Below are 18,873 nucleotides of genomic sequence, written 5' to 3' on the forward strand. Positions count from 1 at the left end.
GTCACTAAGCAATAAGAATGAAACAAACTCGCATTTTTCAAGATATAAGTCATGTGAGTTGACAATTTATTTGTGTTGATAGTATGTTATTCAGCTAAAAATAAGACTATTTAAGGTTCAATGCTTAGATGACTTAAAGGTTAATTAATATTGTTAGATTGTTTAAAGTTTACATATAAATAAAGCAAACTATTTACATTTAGTGCTTAACATACTTTACATTTTTTATTGTTCTTTTAATCAGGCTTTTATTATGGTCAATTCAGAAAAAAGCAACATGATTGAGACGCTTCCAGCGGGACAAATAGCAAAAATGATAGAGTGTCTATTTTATCAATATTGAAAACAAAGTGTTTAGATGTCCAATAATCCATGTACCTGATTAATGAAACTCTAAATCTGCGAATCTGTGGCTGTGATTAAAATTTATTTTAGTGGTTTATTTCAAAAAAAAAGGGAAAATGTTGTTACACATTTTCCCTTTTCAATCTAGTTTGGTTTGGTATTTATTTTGGATTTAAAGCATCTCCAATTCTAGAAATTAAATCTTGTAAGTGGTATTTACTCATTCGATCTGTCATTCTAGTTGAGGCTAATTTCATCTCATTTTTTAAGCTATTCAATTGACCTCTTGCAATAGAAGGCAAGTCAGTTTGTGCTAAATTTACTCTTCGTGTTGTAAAACCATACGTTACACCAACAGGAACTGATCTTACTACAGTCGTGCCAGGTTTTAGTAATTCAATCATTTTATCAACATATATCTTTTGAATATTTCTGCGGAATACATCAATAGAAGTACTTCCACTTAATTCAGAAAAAATTCCATTCTTAAGATCACTAACCAATTCATCGACAGTATAGTTGCTTTTATTCATTGAAGAAGTTTCAATAAGGCGAACCATTCGGTCTCCAGCTAATAAACTTGATAAGGTTGCATCTTGCATTCCTTTAATAGCTTCAACTCCATTATCGGGGTTTATTTTTGAAAGTACATTTTGATCCAATAACCACTTTGGTGTATTGAATAATTGAGTATTCAAGAATAAAACAGCATCTTTTTGTATCGCTCTTGGAACTACCTCAAATTGATTTCCAGTCATGTCATATGTTTTTGGAGAATCATAAATTCCACCCACATTTTTAGTAACATGTCCCATATATCTTCTGAATTGTCCGGTAAGTGCACCATACAATTCATCTAATTCAGCATAACTTTCTCCATTTTCTTTGGTCCAATCCAATAAATTAGGTAAAATTCTCTTTAGATTTTTAATTCCGTACTCAGAAGCTCTCATTGCGTTATCGCCAATATCTTCTGTTTGGTATCTCGGATCATAAGGACTTGACTCGGTACCAAACCATAAGCGACTATTTTTGTACGCTTCTTTGGTCATCTCATTCAACTTCACTTTTTCTTCGGTTTCCGTTTTAGCTCCGTCAAAATAGGAGTACCCCCATTTGATAGCCCATTTGTCATAATCTCCAATTCTAGGAAATAATGCAGTTACGCCATCCTCTGGTTGTGCTACATAATTAAAACGAGCGTAATCCATGATAGAGGAAGTGTGTCCATTTTTAGCTTGGTAGTCTTTATCTCTTAATTTTTCAACCGGCGTTGCAGAACTCGCTCCCATATTATGACGCAGTCCCAAAGTATGTCCCACTTCGTGTGAAGAAACGAAACGAATCAATTCTCCCATTAGTTTATCATCAAACTTTTTAGCACGCGCTGCTGGATCTACAGCTGCAGTTTGAATCAAGTACCAATTTCTTAATAGACTCATGATGTTGTGGTACCAACCGATGTGACTTTCTAAAATCTCGCCACTTCTTGGGTCATGTACATTAGGTCCGTAGGCATTTTGAATTTCAGCTGCAAAATATCTCAATACTGAGAAACGAGCATCTTCTAGACTCATCGTCGGGTCGTTTTCTGGCCAATATTCTCCACGGATAGCATTTTTCCATCCGGCTGCTTCAAAGGCGACTTGCCAATCATCAATACCTTGCTTGATGAATTTTTTCCATTTCTCTGGAGTGGCAGGATCGATGTAATATACAATTGGTTTTAAAGGCTCAATTAATTCTCCTTTTTTTTGTTTTTGAGCATCTTCAATTGATTTTGGTTCCAAACGCCATCTAACAGCAAAAACTTTAGTTTCTGATTTCTGAGATTCTTCTTCAAAAACGCCGTATTCATTTGCAAAATAACCTACACGTGCATCAAACTCTCTTTTTCGCATCGGAGTTTTTGGCAGTAAAATCATCGAGGTATTCAACTCTACAGTTACTACTCCAGCATCTAATGCAGACGGTAAATTAACTCCAATTTGTGGTGTTGGCGTTACTGAAATACGAGGCGGTGTGGTTGTAAATGTTTTTACGCTTCTAATTTCAGTGTTAATAGGATAACTGCTAATTTTAGAAAGAAATGATTTGTCTTTTTGAAAAGCTACTATGTTTAGTAACTGTTTTTTAATTGGATCTAATGAAAAAGTCTGAATATCACCATCAAAAGTACTCGTTAAATCGATTACGTAACCCGTATTATTCTTTCCAGTCGAATCTTTTTTGAAAGCTAAAATATCATAGTTTCCAATAATTGGGTCTGAGGTAGAATTTTTAACTGCTTGAGCCATTGGTTTATCAGTATCTGGCGACATGATAACATAAGTAACAGATCTTAAGAGAATGTTGTTGTTTAATCCTTTTTCCCAACGAACAACTTGTCTGTTTATTTCTTCTCCTCCAAAAATCCCTCCTCCTGCTGGAGTTTTAGAATATCGGGTAATAGTCATTATTTCACTTCCTAAAAGGGAGTCAGGAATTTCAAAAAGATATTTGTCATTGATTTTATGAATGTCAATTAATCCTTTTTGTGTTACTGCGGTAGAATCAATAACTTTTTTGTACGGTTTTGGTTCTTTTTTCCCGTCTTTAGATTCTGGTGCTTTAGCTTCTACTTTAGCTGGAGCATTTTTGTCTGCTCTTCTCTTTTTTTTACTTTGTGCAAACGTGCCTTGCGCAAAACAAAATAGCAAACAGGTAATAATTAGAGTTAGTTTTTTTTTTACCATTTAGTTAATTCGTTTATTCAGTTTGTAATTTGTTAATAATACTTTGTCGATCGTAATTGCGATAGGTTACGAATTTAAACCAAATTTATTCATATAATTTCATATTAACGTTATTTTGAGGTCTAATTTTAAAGAATTAATACTTTTTAACAATTTTGAACAGTTTTGTTTCAATACCAAAATACTTTAATAAGTTAAGGAGTTATTATTTACACGTACCTTTATTTTTAGGCAGTAGAAAGTTTGTCTTTTTTACAAATTTTGAATGCATCAATAGCAATTGAAAACAATTTTTTTCAAAATTTTTCGTAATATTACTAGATAAATGTGTTGGCATGAGAAAAATAAAATACAAGAAAGGGAAAAAAATGCAACCCTATTCTTTAGAATATACTGGTGTTCATAAAAGTAAGGAATCAGAGTTGCAATTATTTGTTTATGATGATTTAAATCTCATAGAATATGAGGATTTTAAGGTTGCAGATTTAGATAAATATATTGAGGTTCATAAAACAAATTGGATTAATATTCACGGTTTAAATAATGTGGATTGGTTAAAATCAATTGGTCATTATTTCGAAATCGATAATTTCATTTTGGCGGATATTTTAAATACTACACGAAGAACTAAACTGGAAGAGTCTCATGATTTTTTATTTTTCAATATAAAATCGCTGTTACCATCAGAACATTCAGACAATATAAGCGTAGAGCAAATTAGCTTTTTGTTAAAAGATGGAATTCTAATTTCTTTTCAGGAAAAAAGAAGTGATTTTTTTACGCACATCCGAGAGCGCATCAGAACGCATTCTGGACTAGTAAGAACCAAAAAAGCGGATTATTTATTATACATTCTACTAGACGCTATCATAGAAAATTTTTATGTTACAATTGAGAACGAAGAGGATAAAGTAGAGGAATTAATCAATCTTACGAAGCAAAATCCAGATCCTGTTATTTTGGAGCGCATAGAAAAACACAGAGATAATTTTAATTTCTTAAAGCGTTCCATCATTCCGTTGCGGGATTCGTTGTATGATATCAAAAGCATCAAGGATGATACTATTTTTAACGCTGTAGAAGCTGATACGTTCAGTTTGTTTTCGCGGTTGCATCAAAAGACTTTAGAGTTATTGGAACAAATAGAATCTGATATGAGTTCCTTAGAAAGTGCTTCTAATTTCTTTTTTTCGGCGCAAACTCATAAGATGAATGAGATTATGAAAACGCTTACTATTGTATCGGCAATATTTATTCCGCTCACGTTTATAGTAGGTGTGTACGGAATGAATTTTGATTACATGCCGGAGCTCAAACGACATTATGGCTATCATACCGTTATGGGAGCCATGTTTTTAATAGTTGTTGGCATGATAATCTATTTTAAAAAACGCCGTTGGTTTTAGAGACTGAAAAAATCTAATCAAGTAAATTTAAAAATACATTAACAAATAAAAAGATGAACAAGGCCATATACATTGCAACAAGCGAGCAAAACAGTGGAAAGTCGATTGTGACATTGGGATTGATGAGTATGTTGATTGGCAAAATGGCTAAAGTAGGTTATTTTCGACCTATTATTGAGGACTTTGAAGAAGGAGGATTTGATAATCATATCGAAACTGTGATAGGTCATTTTGGAATGGATATCGAGTTTGAAGATGCTTATGCGATTACTAAAAGTAAATTAATCAAAAAGAAAAACAAGGGAAAAATAGGGGAGGTTCTCGATTTAATTATTGAAAAATATAAAAAATTGGAAGAACGTTTCGACTTTGTTTTGGTTGAAGGAACTAGTTTTACAGGAGAAGGTACAGTCATCGAGTTAGATATGAATGTACTGATTGCTAAAAATCTAGGAATCCCAACTATTATTGTTGGCTCTGGAGTAGGGAAAACATTGGAGGAATTACTCGATAGTCTTTATCTTGCCTACGATTCATTCAAAGTAAAAGATGTAGAAGTTTTGGCCGTGATTGCTAATAAAGTGCAACCTGAGAATATAGAATTAGTAACAAACGGTTTAAAGAAAAGCTTGCCGAAAAGCATATTAGTAAATTCGATTCCTTTAATTCATAATCTAAACAATCCAACTGTACAGGAAATTGTAAAAGAGTTGGATGCCAAAGTTTTATTTGGATCGGCTCACTTGAACAATCAAACCGGAAATTTTAGTGTGGGTGCCATGCAATTGTGTAATTATTTGTTGCATTTAAAAGAGAATAGTCTCGTGATTACTCCTGGTGATCGAGCCGATATTATTCTAGGTGCCTTGCAAGCCAATGAATCTTTAAATTATCCTACTATTTCTGGAATTGTTCTAACAGGAAATATTTTGCCGGAGATTAGCATTTTAAAGTTGATCGAAGGACTTTCTCCCATAGTTCCAATTATTGCCGTCGAAGAAGGGACGTATTATATTACCAATAAAATAGGATCCATAAAATCTAAAATTTACGCGAATAACAAACAGAAGATTGAAATTTCGATTACTACTTTCGAAAAATATGTAGACTTAGACAACTTGGCTGAAAAGCTGATCACTTTTGAAGCTGAAGGAATGACGCCAAAAATGTTTCAATATAATTTGGTTAAAAGAGCCAGAAAACACCGTAAACATATCGTATTGCCAGAAGGAAATGACGATAGAATTATTATGGCTGCAGCCCGCTTAATTGAAATGGATGTGGTTGATATTTCGATCATTGGCAACAAGAAACAAATAGAAAGTAAAGTTGCAGAGCTGGGACTTGCTTTAGATTTTTCTAAAATACAAATCATAAATCCGATAGAATCGGAGCATTATGATGAGTATGTAAATACCTATTATGAGTTGCGAAAAGCAAAAAATGTAACCATAGGGATGGCTAAGGATTTAATGGAGGACGTTTCCTATTTTGGAACAATGATGGTGTACAAAGACCACGCTGACGGAATGGTTTCTGGAGCGGCTCATACTACGCAACACACTATTTTGCCTGCCTTGCAGTTCATTAAAACAAAACCGAATTCATCAGTGGTATCCTCTGTATTTTTTATGTGTTTAGAGGACAGAGTTTCGGTTTTTGGAGATTGTGCTATTAATCCAAATCCTACTGCGGAGCAATTAGCAGAAATAGCAATTTCCTCTGCCGATTCTAGTTTGGCTTTTGGTATTGAACCAAAAATTGCCATGCTTTCGTATTCATCTGGTTCGTCAGGAAAAGGAGATGAAGTCGATAAAGTAAGAACTGCAACTGAAATAGTGCGACAAAAACGCCCCGATTTAAAAATTGAAGGCCCTATTCAATATGATGCTGCGGTTGATATGGCTGTTGGAAAAAGTAAAATGCCAAATTCAGAAGTCGCCGGACAAGCCAGTGTTTTGATTTTTCCGGATTTAAATACAGGAAATAATACCTATAAAGCAGTACAAAGAGAAACGGGTGCCTTAGCAATTGGTCCGATGTTACAAGGATTGAACAAGCCGGTTAATGATTTAAGCCGCGGTTGTACCGTTGATGATATTATAAACACAGTCGTGATTACGGCGATTCAAGCACAAGGATTATAAATCAATTATGAATTGTGAATTATTAATTATCAATTTTGCTTCTTTGAGCCTTTAGCAAAAAAAATTAGCAACTTAGTACCTTAGAATCTTAAAAAAAAATGAAAATAGTAATTATAAACTCGGGGAGTTCCTCCATAAAATACCAATTAATCAACATGCCGTCGAATGAAGTTATTTGTTCGGGAATGATTGATAGAATAGGATTGGAAACTTCGAATCTAACGTATGTAACGGCTACTACTAAGTTAGAAGAAACCTTGCCTATTGCTAACCATAAAATTGGGTTAGAAAAAATCGCACAACTTTTGATGGATGAAAAATTGGGTGTTATAAAAAGTACGGATGAAATTGAAGCTGTTGGGCATCGTGTGGTACATGGCGGAAGCGCTTTGTCAAATACGGTAACCATAACGAGTGAAGTAAAAGATAAAATCAGACAGCTTTTTGATTTGGCACCTTTGCACAATCCTGCTAATTTAGAAGGGATAAATGTTGCAGAAGAAATTTTCAGTTCAGCAAAACAAGTAGCAGTTTTTGATACGGCTTTTCACCAAACGATTCCTGTCGTTGCACACAAATATGCGGTACCCAATTACCTTTTGACTGAAAATAAGATTCGTGTTTATGGTTTTCATGGAACAAGTCACAAATATGTTTCGGAAAATGCGATTCATTATTTGGAGCAAAACTCGAAGAATAAAGGTTCAAAAATCATTACCATACATTTAGGAAATGGTTGTAGTATGACCGCTATAAAAGACGGAAAAAGTATCGATCATACGTTAGGTTTTGGTCCAATGAACGGATTAATTATGGGAACTCGCAGCGGTGATGTAGATCAATCTGTGATTTTTTATCTAGTTAATACATTAGGATATTCGCTGGAAGCTGTCAATACCATGTTACAAAAACAAAGCGGTATGCTTGGTCTTACAGGTTACAGTGATTTAAGAGATATCGAAGCGAATGCGGAAAATGGAAATGCCGATTGTCAATTGGCTTTAGCCATGAATGGGTATCGAATAAAGAAATATATTGGTTCTTACGCGGCTGTTTTAAATGGCTTGGATGCTATTATTTTTACAGCAGGAATTGGAGAAAATTCGACTTACATACGCAAGTTAGTGTGCACGGATATGGAGTATTTCGGAATTGAACTGGATGTATCCAAAAATGAAATTCGTTCGAAAGCAATTAGAGAAATCAACACCGATGATTCTAAGACTAAAATTTTGGTTATTCCTACCAATGAGGAAATCGAAATTGCCAATCAGGTTTTTGAATTATTAACAAATGCATAAAATAGCAACTAGTGATTTTGCATTTAAAAAACGCATAATTTTTTTGTGAAGGATTGTCAAATATTCGCAAGGAATCACGAAATTGCTCAATCTACTGAAACCTAGAAACCCTAATTATTACTGTTTAAATTATGAGAAAATCAATTGTTTTAGTCGCACTTTTATTTGGTGGAATAACAGTATTCGCACAAAATAAAGATGAGCTAGCCTTAAAAGAAATTTATAAATCTTCCTTAATCAATGCGAAATGTTATCCTTGGTTGGAGCATTTGTCCAACAACATTGGTTCTCGATTATCTGGTTCAACTGGAGCTGAAAAAGCAGTTTTATACACTAAAGCACAACTGGAAACACTAGGATTAGATAAAGTGTATTTACAGGAAGTTATGGTGCCAAAGTGGGTGAGAGGCGAAAAAGAAATTGGGTATTTACAAGTGGGAAAACAAAAAATGACATTTCCGATTTGTGCGCTTGGTGGTTCAGTAGCAACCCCAAAAACAGGTATTAAAACAACCGTTATTGAAGTGAAGAGTTTAGAAGAATTAACGGCGCTAGGCGAAGCAAAAGTCAAAGGAAAGATTGTTTTTTTTAATAGACCTATGAATCCAGAATTTGTAGAAACGTTTAAAGCCTACAGTAGTTGTGTAGATCAAAGATCATCAGGTGCTAAAGAAGCGGGAAAACTAGGTGCTGTGGCCGTAATCGTAAGATCGATGAATTTGCGGTTAGATGATCTGCCACATACTGGCGCTACTAATTATGGGGATGTCGCTATAGATCAACGAATTCCGGCAGCTGCTATTAGTACAAATGGTGCAGAACTTTTGAGTAAAAGTTTAAAAACAAATCCTAATGCTACTTTTTATTTAAAACAATCGTGTCAAACCTATGATGATGTATTGTCCTATAATGTTGTTGGAGAATTAACAGGAACGGAGCATCCAGAGCGAATAATGGTTGTGGGTGGTCATCTTGATTCTTGGGATTTAGGTGACGGATCTCATGACGATGGAACGGGATGTGTACAAAGTATGGAAGTATTGAATATATTTAAAAACATTGATTACAAGCCAAAAAACACAATACGTGTCGTGTTGTTTATGAACGAAGAAAACGGTGTGCGTGGCGGAAAAGAGTATGAAAATCAGTCTAACAAAAATAAAGAAAACCATATTTTTGCTTTAGAGAGTGACTCGGGTGGTTTCTCTCCAAGGGGTTTTTCAATTGAGGCTGACGAAGCAAATTTTAATAAAATTAGTAGTTGGGCTTCTTTATTTGAACCTTACTTAATTCACAAATTTGTAAAAGGACACTCCGGAGTTGATATTGGGCCTTTAAAATCCAATTCTATTGTAAAAGTTGGGTTACAGCCTGATTCACAGCGCTATTTTGATTACCACCACGCTGCAAATGACACTTTTGATGCAGTTAATAAAAGGGAATTAGAACTGGGAGCAGCAACGATGGCTTCTTTGATGTATTTGATAGATCAAAATGGAATTATAAAATAAGGATGCCAAATTTAATAAGGTGTTACAATTCTATTTTTTTTAATATTTAAAAGAAATCGTGAATGTAGCACCTTCATTTATTTTACTCTCGACTGCAATGCGACCGCCTAAACTGGTAATATGATTGTACACTAAATACAATCCTATACCACTGCTTTCTTGATTATCATGAAACTTCTCATATAACCCAAAAATCTTATCTTTTACTTTATCCAAATCAAAACCTAAACCTTGATCAGAAAAAATGAGCTGGTTAATCCCATCCGTTACTTTTGATTGGATGTCTATAATAGGTGGACTATCTGTTTTGGCATATTTTATTGAATTAGTGACTAAATTCAAAAAAATACTCTTCATGTACGCTTTGTTAAAGTCAATAACTTCAAAAGCGTCAAAATCTACTTTAATAATTGCTTTTGAATCATGAACCAGTGAGTTAATAGAAATTAGAACTTCATCAAGTGATTCTTGTAAATTGATGGTTTCAATTTGGGTATTTATATTTTCATTTTCAATCAATTGGTCAATAGAGTCATTCAAAGTGTTTTTTAAATTTTCACTAGTCAACTTTAGGAGGTTAACTAATTCTAATGTTTCTGGATCAATGATTTTAGAAACATCAATAAGATTAAAAACCGATAGCATATTATTTATTGGAGATTTTAAATCATGGGATGTCTTGTGGGATAATACAGCGAGTTCTTTATTAATTTGTGTCAGATTGGATAATAATAAATTTCGCTCTTTGTCCACTCGTTTACTGTGAGTAATATTTTTAGCAATAGCATAAACCAATTTTTCAGATTCCATAGGCATAGATGTCCACGATAACCAAATAATATCTCCTGTTTTTGTAACATAGCGATTTTCAAAGTTTAATAAAGGTTTGTTTTTGTATACTTGTTCCCTCGTTTCAATAGTAATTTTTAGATCGGGTTGGTAAACAAAACTGCTTATTGGTCGCGCGTACAATTCCTCTTCGGTGTACCCTAACGCTTTAGAAACAGCAGGATTTATTCTTTTGAAATAACCATCAAATCCAGCAATACAAATAAAATCAGCGGATATATTAAAGAAATTATCAAAGTGATAAATTCCTTCAGGATCAGGATTAATTTTGTTTGGAGTCATTTGCGGAAAAAACTAACTATTAGGGTATATAAATATTAATTTTATTATTTGTTTGATTTATAGTGAATTAACATTAAACAATAAAATCAAATTTAGCCATTAAATACTAATTAACATCAAAAAAAAGTACAAATTTTAATTTGAATATTTTAAACAAAAGAGGCTGTCGTATTACAACAGCCTCATCTTATGTAACTATAAAAAAATTTAAATCTTGAATTTTCCGCCAAAAGAAATAATACGTTGAAAGAAGAAAAAATCCTGTGAGGCACTGTCCTCTGAACTGTTTGTAGTTCTAATATTCTGCATGTTGATGTAACCTCCTTTTAACTCTCCTTGAATGTAAAAATGTTTAAAAAATGTAATATCTAAACCTGCTTTTAAGGATGTTCCATAACCAGCTACATTATAATCATCATGGCGGTCTTTTCCTAATAATGTAGAATTGGTTTTTGGATATAAAAATCCAGCACCTACGCCTTCTGTTAAATTTATTTGGATCTTATCTGTATTTTTAATTTTGAATAAGAAAGAAATGTCATCATGTCTCGAAAATTCAGTATTTACATAATTCAAACCATCTGTATGTTCGAATCTTAAAAAAGCTTCTGTAAGTACAATTGGCGAATTATTGTAAACTCCATCATAAGGAGTGCCTCCTGCAATTGTTCCCGTAATATTGGCAGTTTGATCTTGTGTTACAACATATTTCATATGGTCTGCACCTAAAGCTATGCTGTAATGGTCACTAATAAAATACCCCATTCTAAAATTAGTTTGAGGGATAGTCATTTTAGTAGGATTGATGTAATCTAAATGCCAACCTTTAGGTTTATCATGTGAGGTAACATTATCTAAAGTAAAGTTATAGTCTTTACCTTTAAAAGTCAGATCTGACTTGGTGTAGCTATCCCTATTTCCTCCCCAAGAAACAAAGAATTTGCCTTTATTGTGAGCAGTATATTTATCTTTAATTTTAATATCTTCTTGTGCGTTTACAGTATTTATGAACCCAAACGCCAAAAATGCAGCATATAATAGTATATTTTTCAATGGACTTTTTATAAAGTTAAAATTTATTTACAGTTTGTCTGATAGCTACTAATTTGGTCATCAACCCTTCAAAATAATCTAAATGAAGCATGTTGGCACCGTCACTTTTGGCATTTGCTGGATCAAAATGGGTTTCGATAAAAATACCATCCACACCTACAGCAATTCCTGCTTTTGCTATGGTTTCAATCATATCAGGTCTTCCGCCAGTAACACCAGCTGTTTGGTTGGGTTGTTGCAACGAGTGCGTTACATCCAGTACCGTTGATGCGTATTGTTGCATGGTTGGAATTCCTCTAAAATCAACAATCATGTCTTGATAGCCAAACATAGTGCCTCTATCAGTCACCATGACTTTAGAATTATTGCAATCCAACACTTTCTGAACGGCATGTTTCATGCTTTCAGGACTCATAAATTGACCTTTTTTTAAGTTGACTACTTTTCCAGTATTGGCAGCAGCCACTACTAAATCAGTTTGACGTACTAAAAAAGCTGGGATTTGAAGTACATCCACATATTGAGCAGCCATCGCAGCATCTTCATTGGTGTGAATATCTGTCACTGTAGGAACACTAAAAGTCTCCGACACTTTTCTCAAAATTTTCAATGCTTTTTCGTCACCAATACCTGAAAAACTATCAATTCTAGACCGGTTTGCTTTTTTGAAAGATCCTTTAAAAACAAAAGGTATTTGTAAAGTATCAGTAATACCCACTAATTTTTCAGCAATTCGCATCGCCATTTCTTCTCCTTCAATAGCGCAAGGGCCTGCCAATAGGAAAAAATTACCGCTTTCAGTGTGCTTGATTAAAGGAATATCGTGTATGTTCATAATGTGTTGTTTTTTAAAAGTGCAAAGATAGTTAGGATTTACGAGTTACCTTTTAATTTTATTTTTTTTGGGAGCTATTTCCTGCTATTCGTTACAATCTTTTCCTTTTAAAAAAAAGGAAAAGGATTTCCACTGCTATCAGGGCTAAAGCTTCCGTTAACAAATCCTACTTTTTTACTGTAAGACCAACCGGAACCATCAAAATTCCTTTTTCATAAATATTTAAGTAAAGTAGCGCAGGTTTTTTTTGACCGTTCCACTTCAATTCATAAACGTCTAAAAATCCTGCGCCCATTTCGCTCCTTTTAGTAGGGAACGGACAACAGCTTTCGAGTTTTGTGAAACTTATTTTTTCACCTTTTGGCCCAGCCAAAGCATTCAAAAAGCGTTCTTGATTTATGGTTTCGTTTGCTGTATTATTAAAAAAAATATTAACAGGATAATCTTTGTCGTACCCATACTTTTTGTCAGTACTATATTGTTGTATTACAAAAGTATTGTTAGCAGAGAGTAGAAGATCAGGAGCATTATCATCGGTATTTTGTAAAGTAGATTTTGTACTTGTACAAGCAGTAATACTCAAAAGCATGGTAATATAAAGAATTGATTTTTTCATGATTTAGATGCGTTTTAAAAGGATATAATTCACAAATGATGTGGTATGTTACAGCGGTACAAATATAAACAGAACTTTAAACCTTTGCTTTATACTTAGATGAATTAATCCCATTTTTTCTGATTTTTAAATAATGGAAGGTATCTCATAAAATGCTTCTTATCTTTACACAAAAATAATAGTATGGAAATAATTTTTCAAACGTGGTCTTGGTACGTTTCTGGTTTTTTAATTGGTATGATCATGCTGGCACTTACCTATTTCGGAAAAGCGTTCGGAATGTCTTCTAATTTACGTTCGCTTTGTTCTATGGCAGGCTTAGGAAAACGTGTTGCTTTTTTCGATTTTGATTGGAAAGCACAGCGATGGAACTTAGTGGTTGTTTTGGGTGCTATGATAGGCGGGTTTGTTGCTGTTCATTTTATGAGTGATGTTTCAAATGTGGACATTAATCCTAAAACTATTGCACAATTAGCCCAACTCGGTATTGAAGCTCCTAATGGGAAACTAATGCCAGATGCACTTTTTGGAACAGCTATTTTAACATCGCCCAAAAGTATTCTTATTCTTTTAATTGGCGGAATCTTAATTGGTTTCGGTTCTCGTTATGCAGGTGGTTGTACTTCGGGTCACGCGATTTCAGGATTAAGTAATTTGCAACTGCCATCATTAAAAGCCGTGATTGGCTTTTTTACTGGCGGACTGATAATGGCGCATTTTTTATTGCCATTGATAGTTAATTAGCACTCCATTTTTTGAAATAGTATAGAATTTAAAATAAAAAATATGAAAAACATATTAAAATATTTACTTGTCGGTTTCATTTTCGGAATCGTACTTACTAAATCCGAAGCCGTTTCTTGGTATCGCATTTATGAAATGTTCCAGTTTCAATCCTTTCACATGTACGGCATTATAGGTGTAGCCATTTTTACGGGTGTTATTGGAATCCAAATCATAAAACGAAACAATATAAAAGACATAAAAGGCAACGCCATAGCAATTCCAGATAAAGAAAAAGGGTCTGCTCGATACTGGATTGGCGGATTGATTTTTGGATTGGGTTGGGCTTTAGTCGGTTCTTGTCCCGGACCAATCTTTATTTTATTAGGAGCTGGTTTTTGGACTGTATTGATTGTTCTTTTCGGGGCACTTTTAGGAACATATCTCTATGGATTATTGAAAAGTAAATTGCCTCATTAATAATTTAAAGTTTATAAAAAGTAGCATTTTCAAACGGAAATGCTACTTTTTTTGTTCAGCTCTAAAATCCCAACAACAATTAAAAATTGTGCAACCAAATAAGTAGACATAATCAACAGTGCACTATGTTGTAGTGGTGCATAAAATTTATCAAAGGCCAAAATACTATCTGAGGCAACAAATACAATAGCTCCAATTAAGATATGACCGTTAGAAGGTCGGTGCCAATTCAGGTACCCTTTGAACGCAAATAATAACATAATCGAAATTGTTAGCGCATACACAAAAACAGGTATTTTTAGGTCGCCCAAACTTGGTAATAAAACGAGCATCACCACAATAAGGTACATCGTGATTGCTGTAACTCCTACCCAATAAAGAAACTTACTTTTCTTTAAATATACCTTTAACTGCTTGCTAAATAATATAATGTAGCACACATGTGAAATCAGAAAAGCAATCAGTCCTGCAATGAAATACAATTCTCCTTTATCCGCAAACAGTAAAATAATATCTCCAATCCAAGACATCATTAAAGTAGCTAATAATATATTTTTGGTGCTAAATTTTTTATGAAAATGAACTGCTAGTAGTAGGAAAGGCAATAGGAATGGTTTTAAAAACCAAGCAATTTCATCTTTCCCCAAAAGAATTATTAGAAGATAAACTAAACAGAAACCGATAAAAATTTTAAGAATAGTATTGCTTTTCATTTTCTATATGTGTTTAAGCTACAATTAAGGTCTCTTTTTCAAAATTTGTGCTAACAAAATAGATAGTCACTACCAATGATAAAATGAGATAACTAGCAATAATAATACTAGCAAACGAAAAGAACTGATTCATTCCAAACCAATCTCCAAAATACAAAAGCAGGCCAATTCCAAACACAAATCGAGTGCTTTCCCAGAACACAGAGATTTTTCGGGTATCCATTAATTCAGTATAACTATAAACCGTTAAAAAAATAAAGGCACCATAAATAAAAACATTTGGCAAGCCTATTAATACTATAGAATTGTACAAATAACTAATGAGTAGCAATGTTACAATAGCTTGAAAAAGGGACCAATACATCAGTTTGTTAGAATGTTGTGTACTGTATTTTTCAAAATTATACACATTTTTAATCTTGGTTACAGGATATTTTTCTTCAAAATTTTCTGGACGCCATCCTGTTGGTTTAAACCAAATAGTAAATTTATCTTGCCATTTTTCTGCGCGCCAAGCATCGGAAATTAGCAATGATAAATGTTGAAAATTAATCCGAATTGGATTCCATGTTCTAGCTGGTCTGGTAATTCCAAAAACAGGAGGAACCGAATCTAATTCTGCTTGAAAAGTACCAAATAGCTTGTCCCAAAAAATAAATATTTGTGAATGATTTTTGTCCATATACTCGGGATTGAGAGCATGATGCACACGGTGATGCGAGGGAGAAACCAGAATATTTTCTAGGAAACCAATTTTTTTTATATGCTTGGTATGATACCAAAATTGTAAAAATAAATGAATAGGAAGTGTTATAGCTATAACTTTGGCGGGAACGCCCAATAATGCTGCCGGAATTAACAAAAAAGTAAAAAGATTGACAAAACTTGAAATCGGTTGGCGCAAACCACACGCAAGATTAAATTCTTCACTGCTGTGATGAATCGCGTGTTTGTTCCACAAAAAATTGATTTGATGCGATAATCGGTGACTCCAATACCCATAAAAATCAATAGCAATAAAACCGATAAGATAGGTTAATACAGTTGCTTCTAAATCGAATAGAGCAATCTTAGAGGCAATCCAATCATACGAAATCAGTGTGATACTAAGCCCCAAGACATCTTTTAGAGAATTTACCATTCCAGAGCTCACGCTCGAAACTGCATCCATGTTTGGAGCAGTATCTTCGCCTTTATAATGCCCGTATAGTTTTTCGATAATAATCAATATCAAAAAGACGGGCATTACAAAAACTAAAATTTTACCATACTCTTCCATAAAAACATTCTTTTACTCAAATATAGAATAAAAGAGGTTGTTTTTGAATTATTTACATGGATTTGTTTTAGGAAGATTCTACATCGTATTATATTATTTCGGCATTAATCCCAGCCTCTAATAACTGGGTGCATTGTGGTTTTAATTTATCGTATGGACCCGTTTTTACGGTACACTTCCCATTATAATGAACAATTAAAGAACATTGTTCTGCTTGCTCTGGGGTGTGATTACAAACGCGAATCAAAGTTTCAATAACATGATCAAAAGTATTTACATCATCGTTGTAAACAACTATTTCATTGTCTAAACTTATAGCTTCTTTAATACTTACTCTTTCTCTTACTTTTTCTTTAGTACTCATTTTGTAGGTTTTTGTACTTTCGTAGTTAATGAAAATTTGTATTACTAATTTACGTATTTTAAAGATACCCAATTGTTTCTTTCCAGTTTTTTAACATAAGTTAAACCCTTTTCAATACATGATGCATCAATAAAAGAAATGTCTTCTTGGTAGAAACCACTCAAAAGTAATGTTCCGTTTGGGTTGAGACAATCTACATAGCTTTGCATATCATTCAATAATATATTTCTATTGATGTTAGCAATAATTAAATCGTATTTTTTACCTTTTAATAATGCTACTTCACCTTCATAAACTGTAATGTGTTTACAATTATTGCGTTGTGCATTTTCAATTGAATTCAGATAACACCAATTATCAATATCAATTGCGTCAATGGGTTTTGCTCCTTTCATCTCGGCAAGTATTGCTAAAATGGCAGTTCCGCATCCCATATCTAGTGTTTTCATTCCAGTAACATCTATGTCCAGTAAATGTTGAATCATCATATGAGTTGTCTCGTGATGTCCTGTACCAAAACTCATTTTTGGTTCGATAACAATATCAAATTCGGCATCAGTTTTAGGGTGAAAAGGGGCGCGAACATGACAATTCCCATCTACATCAATCGCCTCAAAATTCTTCTCCCATTCTTCGTTCCAATTTACTTGCTCGATTTCTTCGAATGTATAATCAATCTTAAATTCTTCTGATTGTAAAATATGTATGTCCTCTAAAATAGTTTCATCCCATAAATCCTTTTGTACAAAAGCTGAAATTCCAGTTTCCGTTTCGGTAAAACTTTCAAATGCTTTTTCCCCTAATTCTGCAATTAGTATTTCTGATCCTAATTGCTTTGCCTCTTCGCTATTGCTTGTCCCTTTTGGAGTGATAGTAAAGTGATACCCTATATAAATGTTTGACATGTTTCTTTTTTTTGCAAAGGTAGCAATCACTATTTAAACCGCATTTATAAATCAAATTTTATTTTACATTTGCAGTACTTAGATACAATTTCACAATGAAAAAAATCATTTTATTTTATGTTTTTTTGCTTAGTATTGGTAGCAATGCTCAAGTTACTATAAAACAAAATAAACAAGATAATGACTTAAAATTATCTGCACTTCCTTATTATAGCTTTGGTAAAGGAATTGGAATAACGTCTCCGGACAGTTTATACCAATTAAATATTCGTTTCCGAATGCAAAACAGAGTTACTTATCTAGAGAATGAAGGCGAGGATGGCAGCTATGATGGACAAATCAGACGCCTTCGTTTGCGATTAGACGGATATGTAGGAACTCCAAAGCTATTGTATGCGATCCAATTATCATTTGCTCCTGGTGATGTGGGTGAGTTTAGAGAAGGCGAAAATATCAATATTATTAGGGATGCAGTAGTTTTTTACAGACCTAATAAACATTGGAATATCAGTTTTGGTCAAACCAAATTACCCGGAAACCGCCAGCGTGTGAATTCTTCAGGAGGCCTTCAATTAACGGATCGCTCGATTAACAATACCAGATTTACAATAGATAGGGATTTTGGTTTTCAAGTGCATAACATGAACGAGTTTAAAGACAAATTTTCTTATAATTTCAAAACTGCAATTTCAACTGGTGAAGGTCGTAATGTTACAGGAAATGCAGATGCTGGCGTTGCAATTACAGGAAAAGTAGAGTTGTTGCCTTTTGGCGCTTTCTCTAGGGACGGGACCTATTTTGAAGGAGATATTGTAAGAGAAAAAAAGCCAAAACTGATGCTCTCAGGAGCTTTTCAGCAAAATAATCATGCCAAAAGAACGCAAGGGCAATTGGGTAATGATTTATTCGAAGCCCGCACTATGAAATCAATAATGCTGGATGCTATGCTAAAATACAATGGTTGGGCTGCCATGTCGAGTTACATGTCCAGAACTACTTCTAGCAATGCTGTTACGGTAAATCCAATTGATAGCTCACAATCAAATTATGCATTTGTAGGGAATGGATTTGACCATCAGTTGAGTTATAATTTTCCTTCAAACTATGAAATTATCGGTAGGTATTCTACTCAAAAAGTTGGAGAGGATATTAGATCTTTGGCTCCAAATTCTAAACAATATACTGTTGGTGTAACCAAATATATTTGGGAACATACTTTTAAATTACAAAGTGAATTGACTTTTGATACTTTAAATTATTTTGATGGAAGTACAAAGAACAATTGGTATTTGCGTTTTCAAGTCGAAATAGGAATTTAAAAAAAAAGCG

At 33.6% G+C, this 18,873-nt stretch carries 16 protein-coding genes; 7 read left to right on the forward strand and 9 right to left on the reverse strand.

Translation table 11 applies throughout. The features are described from left to right. Positions 1-506: 506 nt before the first annotated feature. Positions 507-3,080 carry a zinc-dependent metalloprotease gene (locus ACNQGB_RS07570; protein ID WP_417943352.1) on the reverse strand — a complete coding sequence of 858 codons (2,574 nt, stop codon included), beginning with the start codon at positions 3,078-3,080 and terminating at the stop codon, positions 507-509. A 335-nt stretch (positions 3,081-3,415) separates the two neighbouring features. Here ACNQGB_RS07570 and corA point away from each other — a divergent pair, with 335 nt between their 5' ends. The 4 genes from corA to ACNQGB_RS07590 all read left to right on the forward strand — a co-directional run bounded on the left by corA (position 3,416) and on the right by ACNQGB_RS07590 (position 9,445). Then, positions 3,416-4,486: a magnesium/cobalt transporter CorA gene (gene corA, locus ACNQGB_RS07575; protein WP_417943351.1), complete on the forward strand. Its 1,071-nt coding sequence runs from the start codon at positions 3,416-3,418 to the stop codon at positions 4,484-4,486. Positions 4,487-4,539: 53 nt separating this feature from the next. Further along, positions 4,540-6,633: a phosphate acetyltransferase gene (pta, locus tag ACNQGB_RS07580; protein WP_417943350.1), complete on the forward strand. Its 2,094-nt coding sequence runs from the start codon at positions 4,540-4,542 to the stop codon at positions 6,631-6,633. A gap of 98 nt (positions 6,634-6,731) precedes the next feature. Further along, the gene (locus ACNQGB_RS07585; protein ID WP_417943349.1) at positions 6,732-7,934 is read left to right on the forward strand and encodes an acetate/propionate family kinase; all 1,203 of its coding nucleotides are present in this window, start codon (positions 6,732-6,734) and stop codon (positions 7,932-7,934) included. Positions 7,935-8,065: 131 nt separating this feature from the next. Continuing rightward, positions 8,066-9,445, forward strand: a complete 1,380-nt coding sequence (locus ACNQGB_RS07590) for a M28 family peptidase (RefSeq protein WP_417943348.1) — start codon at positions 8,066-8,068, stop codon at positions 9,443-9,445. Positions 9,446-9,484: 39 nt separating this feature from the next. Here the strand turns inward: ACNQGB_RS07590 and ACNQGB_RS07595 are convergent, their stop codons facing one another. From ACNQGB_RS07595 to ACNQGB_RS07610, 4 genes are all read right to left on the reverse strand, one after another. Continuing rightward, positions 9,485-10,576: a PAS domain-containing sensor histidine kinase gene (locus tag ACNQGB_RS07595; RefSeq protein ID WP_417943347.1), complete on the reverse strand. Its 1,092-nt coding sequence runs from the start codon at positions 10,574-10,576 to the stop codon at positions 9,485-9,487. Between the two features lie 207 nt (positions 10,577-10,783). Then, positions 10,784-11,629, reverse strand: coding sequence for a hypothetical protein (locus ACNQGB_RS07600; protein ID WP_417943346.1), 846 nt, complete (start codon positions 11,627-11,629; stop codon positions 10,784-10,786). Between the two features lie 16 nt (positions 11,630-11,645). Next, positions 11,646-12,464, reverse strand: coding sequence for a 3-deoxy-8-phosphooctulonate synthase (kdsA, locus tag ACNQGB_RS07605; protein WP_417943345.1), 819 nt, complete (start codon positions 12,462-12,464; stop codon positions 11,646-11,648). A 166-nt stretch (positions 12,465-12,630) separates the two neighbouring features. Then, complete coding sequence (locus ACNQGB_RS07610; RefSeq protein WP_417943344.1) at positions 12,631-13,080, reverse strand: 2-dehydro-3-deoxyphosphooctonate aldolase; 450 nt, start codon at positions 13,078-13,080, stop codon at positions 12,631-12,633. A 183-nt stretch (positions 13,081-13,263) separates the two neighbouring features. Between ACNQGB_RS07610 and ACNQGB_RS07615 the strand changes: the two genes are divergently transcribed. Then, positions 13,264-13,824: a YeeE/YedE family protein gene (locus tag ACNQGB_RS07615; protein ID WP_417943343.1), complete on the forward strand. Its 561-nt coding sequence runs from the start codon at positions 13,264-13,266 to the stop codon at positions 13,822-13,824. A gap of 42 nt (positions 13,825-13,866) precedes the next feature. Further along, positions 13,867-14,283: a DUF6691 family protein gene (locus ACNQGB_RS07620; protein ID WP_417943342.1), complete on the forward strand. Its 417-nt coding sequence runs from the start codon at positions 13,867-13,869 to the stop codon at positions 14,281-14,283. Positions 14,284-14,312: 29 nt separating this feature from the next. On the opposite strand, the gene ACNQGB_RS07625 is transcribed toward ACNQGB_RS07620, so the two are convergent. The 4 genes from ACNQGB_RS07625 to prmA form a co-directional block, all read right to left on the reverse strand. Beyond that, positions 14,313-14,996, reverse strand: coding sequence for a lysoplasmalogenase (locus ACNQGB_RS07625; RefSeq protein WP_417943341.1), 684 nt, complete (start codon positions 14,994-14,996; stop codon positions 14,313-14,315). A 13-nt stretch (positions 14,997-15,009) separates the two neighbouring features. Continuing rightward, positions 15,010-16,275 (reverse strand): sterol desaturase family protein, encoded by a 1,266-nt coding sequence (locus ACNQGB_RS07630; RefSeq protein ID WP_417943340.1) that lies wholly within the window; start codon positions 16,273-16,275, stop codon positions 15,010-15,012. 88 nt (positions 16,276-16,363) lie between these two features. Further along, complete coding sequence (locus ACNQGB_RS07635; RefSeq protein WP_417943339.1) at positions 16,364-16,639, reverse strand: ATP-dependent Clp protease adaptor ClpS; 276 nt, start codon at positions 16,637-16,639, stop codon at positions 16,364-16,366. A gap of 44 nt (positions 16,640-16,683) precedes the next feature. Next, on the reverse strand, positions 16,684-17,544 hold the full coding sequence (gene prmA, locus ACNQGB_RS07640; RefSeq protein WP_417943338.1) for a 50S ribosomal protein L11 methyltransferase: 861 nt from the start codon (positions 17,542-17,544) through the stop codon (positions 16,684-16,686). Positions 17,545-17,639: 95 nt separating this feature from the next. Here prmA and ACNQGB_RS07645 point away from each other — a divergent pair, with 95 nt between their 5' ends. Next, on the forward strand, positions 17,640-18,863 hold the full coding sequence (locus tag ACNQGB_RS07645; RefSeq protein WP_417943337.1) for a porin: 1,224 nt from the start codon (positions 17,640-17,642) through the stop codon (positions 18,861-18,863). Positions 18,864-18,873: the final 10 nt, after the last annotated feature.

This window comes from Flavobacterium frigidum (genome assembly GCF_048286795.2).

What these genes read in the sequence shown, in the direction of transcription:
- ACNQGB_RS07570 (WP_417943352.1), bottom strand. Translation starts at nt 3,080, where the DNA reads ATGGTAAAAAAAAAACTAACTCTAATTATTACCTGTTTGCTATTTTGT.
- corA (WP_417943351.1), top strand. Translation starts at nt 3,416, where the DNA reads ATGAGAAAAATAAAATACAAGAAAGGGAAAAAAATGCAACCCTATTCT.
- pta (WP_417943350.1), top strand. Translation starts at nt 4,540, where the DNA reads ATGAACAAGGCCATATACATTGCAACAAGCGAGCAAAACAGTGGAAAG.
- ACNQGB_RS07585 (WP_417943349.1), top strand. Translation starts at nt 6,732, where the DNA reads ATGAAAATAGTAATTATAAACTCGGGGAGTTCCTCCATAAAATACCAA.
- ACNQGB_RS07590 (WP_417943348.1), top strand. Translation starts at nt 8,066, where the DNA reads ATGAGAAAATCAATTGTTTTAGTCGCACTTTTATTTGGTGGAATAACA.
- ACNQGB_RS07595 (WP_417943347.1), bottom strand. Translation starts at nt 10,576, where the DNA reads ATGACTCCAAACAAAATTAATCCTGATCCTGAAGGAATTTATCACTTT.
- kdsA (WP_417943345.1), bottom strand. Translation starts at nt 12,464, where the DNA reads ATGAACATACACGATATTCCTTTAATCAAGCACACTGAAAGCGGTAAT.
- ACNQGB_RS07610 (WP_417943344.1), bottom strand. Translation starts at nt 13,080, where the DNA reads ATGAAAAAATCAATTCTTTATATTACCATGCTTTTGAGTATTACTGCT.
- ACNQGB_RS07615 (WP_417943343.1), top strand. Translation starts at nt 13,264, where the DNA reads ATGGAAATAATTTTTCAAACGTGGTCTTGGTACGTTTCTGGTTTTTTA.
- ACNQGB_RS07620 (WP_417943342.1), top strand. Translation starts at nt 13,867, where the DNA reads ATGAAAAACATATTAAAATATTTACTTGTCGGTTTCATTTTCGGAATC.
- ACNQGB_RS07625 (WP_417943341.1), bottom strand. Translation starts at nt 14,996, where the DNA reads ATGAAAAGCAATACTATTCTTAAAATTTTTATCGGTTTCTGTTTAGTT.
- ACNQGB_RS07630 (WP_417943340.1), bottom strand. Translation starts at nt 16,275, where the DNA reads ATGGAAGAGTATGGTAAAATTTTAGTTTTTGTAATGCCCGTCTTTTTG.
- ACNQGB_RS07635 (WP_417943339.1), bottom strand. Translation starts at nt 16,639, where the DNA reads ATGAGTACTAAAGAAAAAGTAAGAGAAAGAGTAAGTATTAAAGAAGCT.
- prmA (WP_417943338.1), bottom strand. Translation starts at nt 17,544, where the DNA reads ATGTCAAACATTTATATAGGGTATCACTTTACTATCACTCCAAAAGGG.
- ACNQGB_RS07645 (WP_417943337.1), top strand. Translation starts at nt 17,640, where the DNA reads ATGAAAAAAATCATTTTATTTTATGTTTTTTTGCTTAGTATTGGTAGC.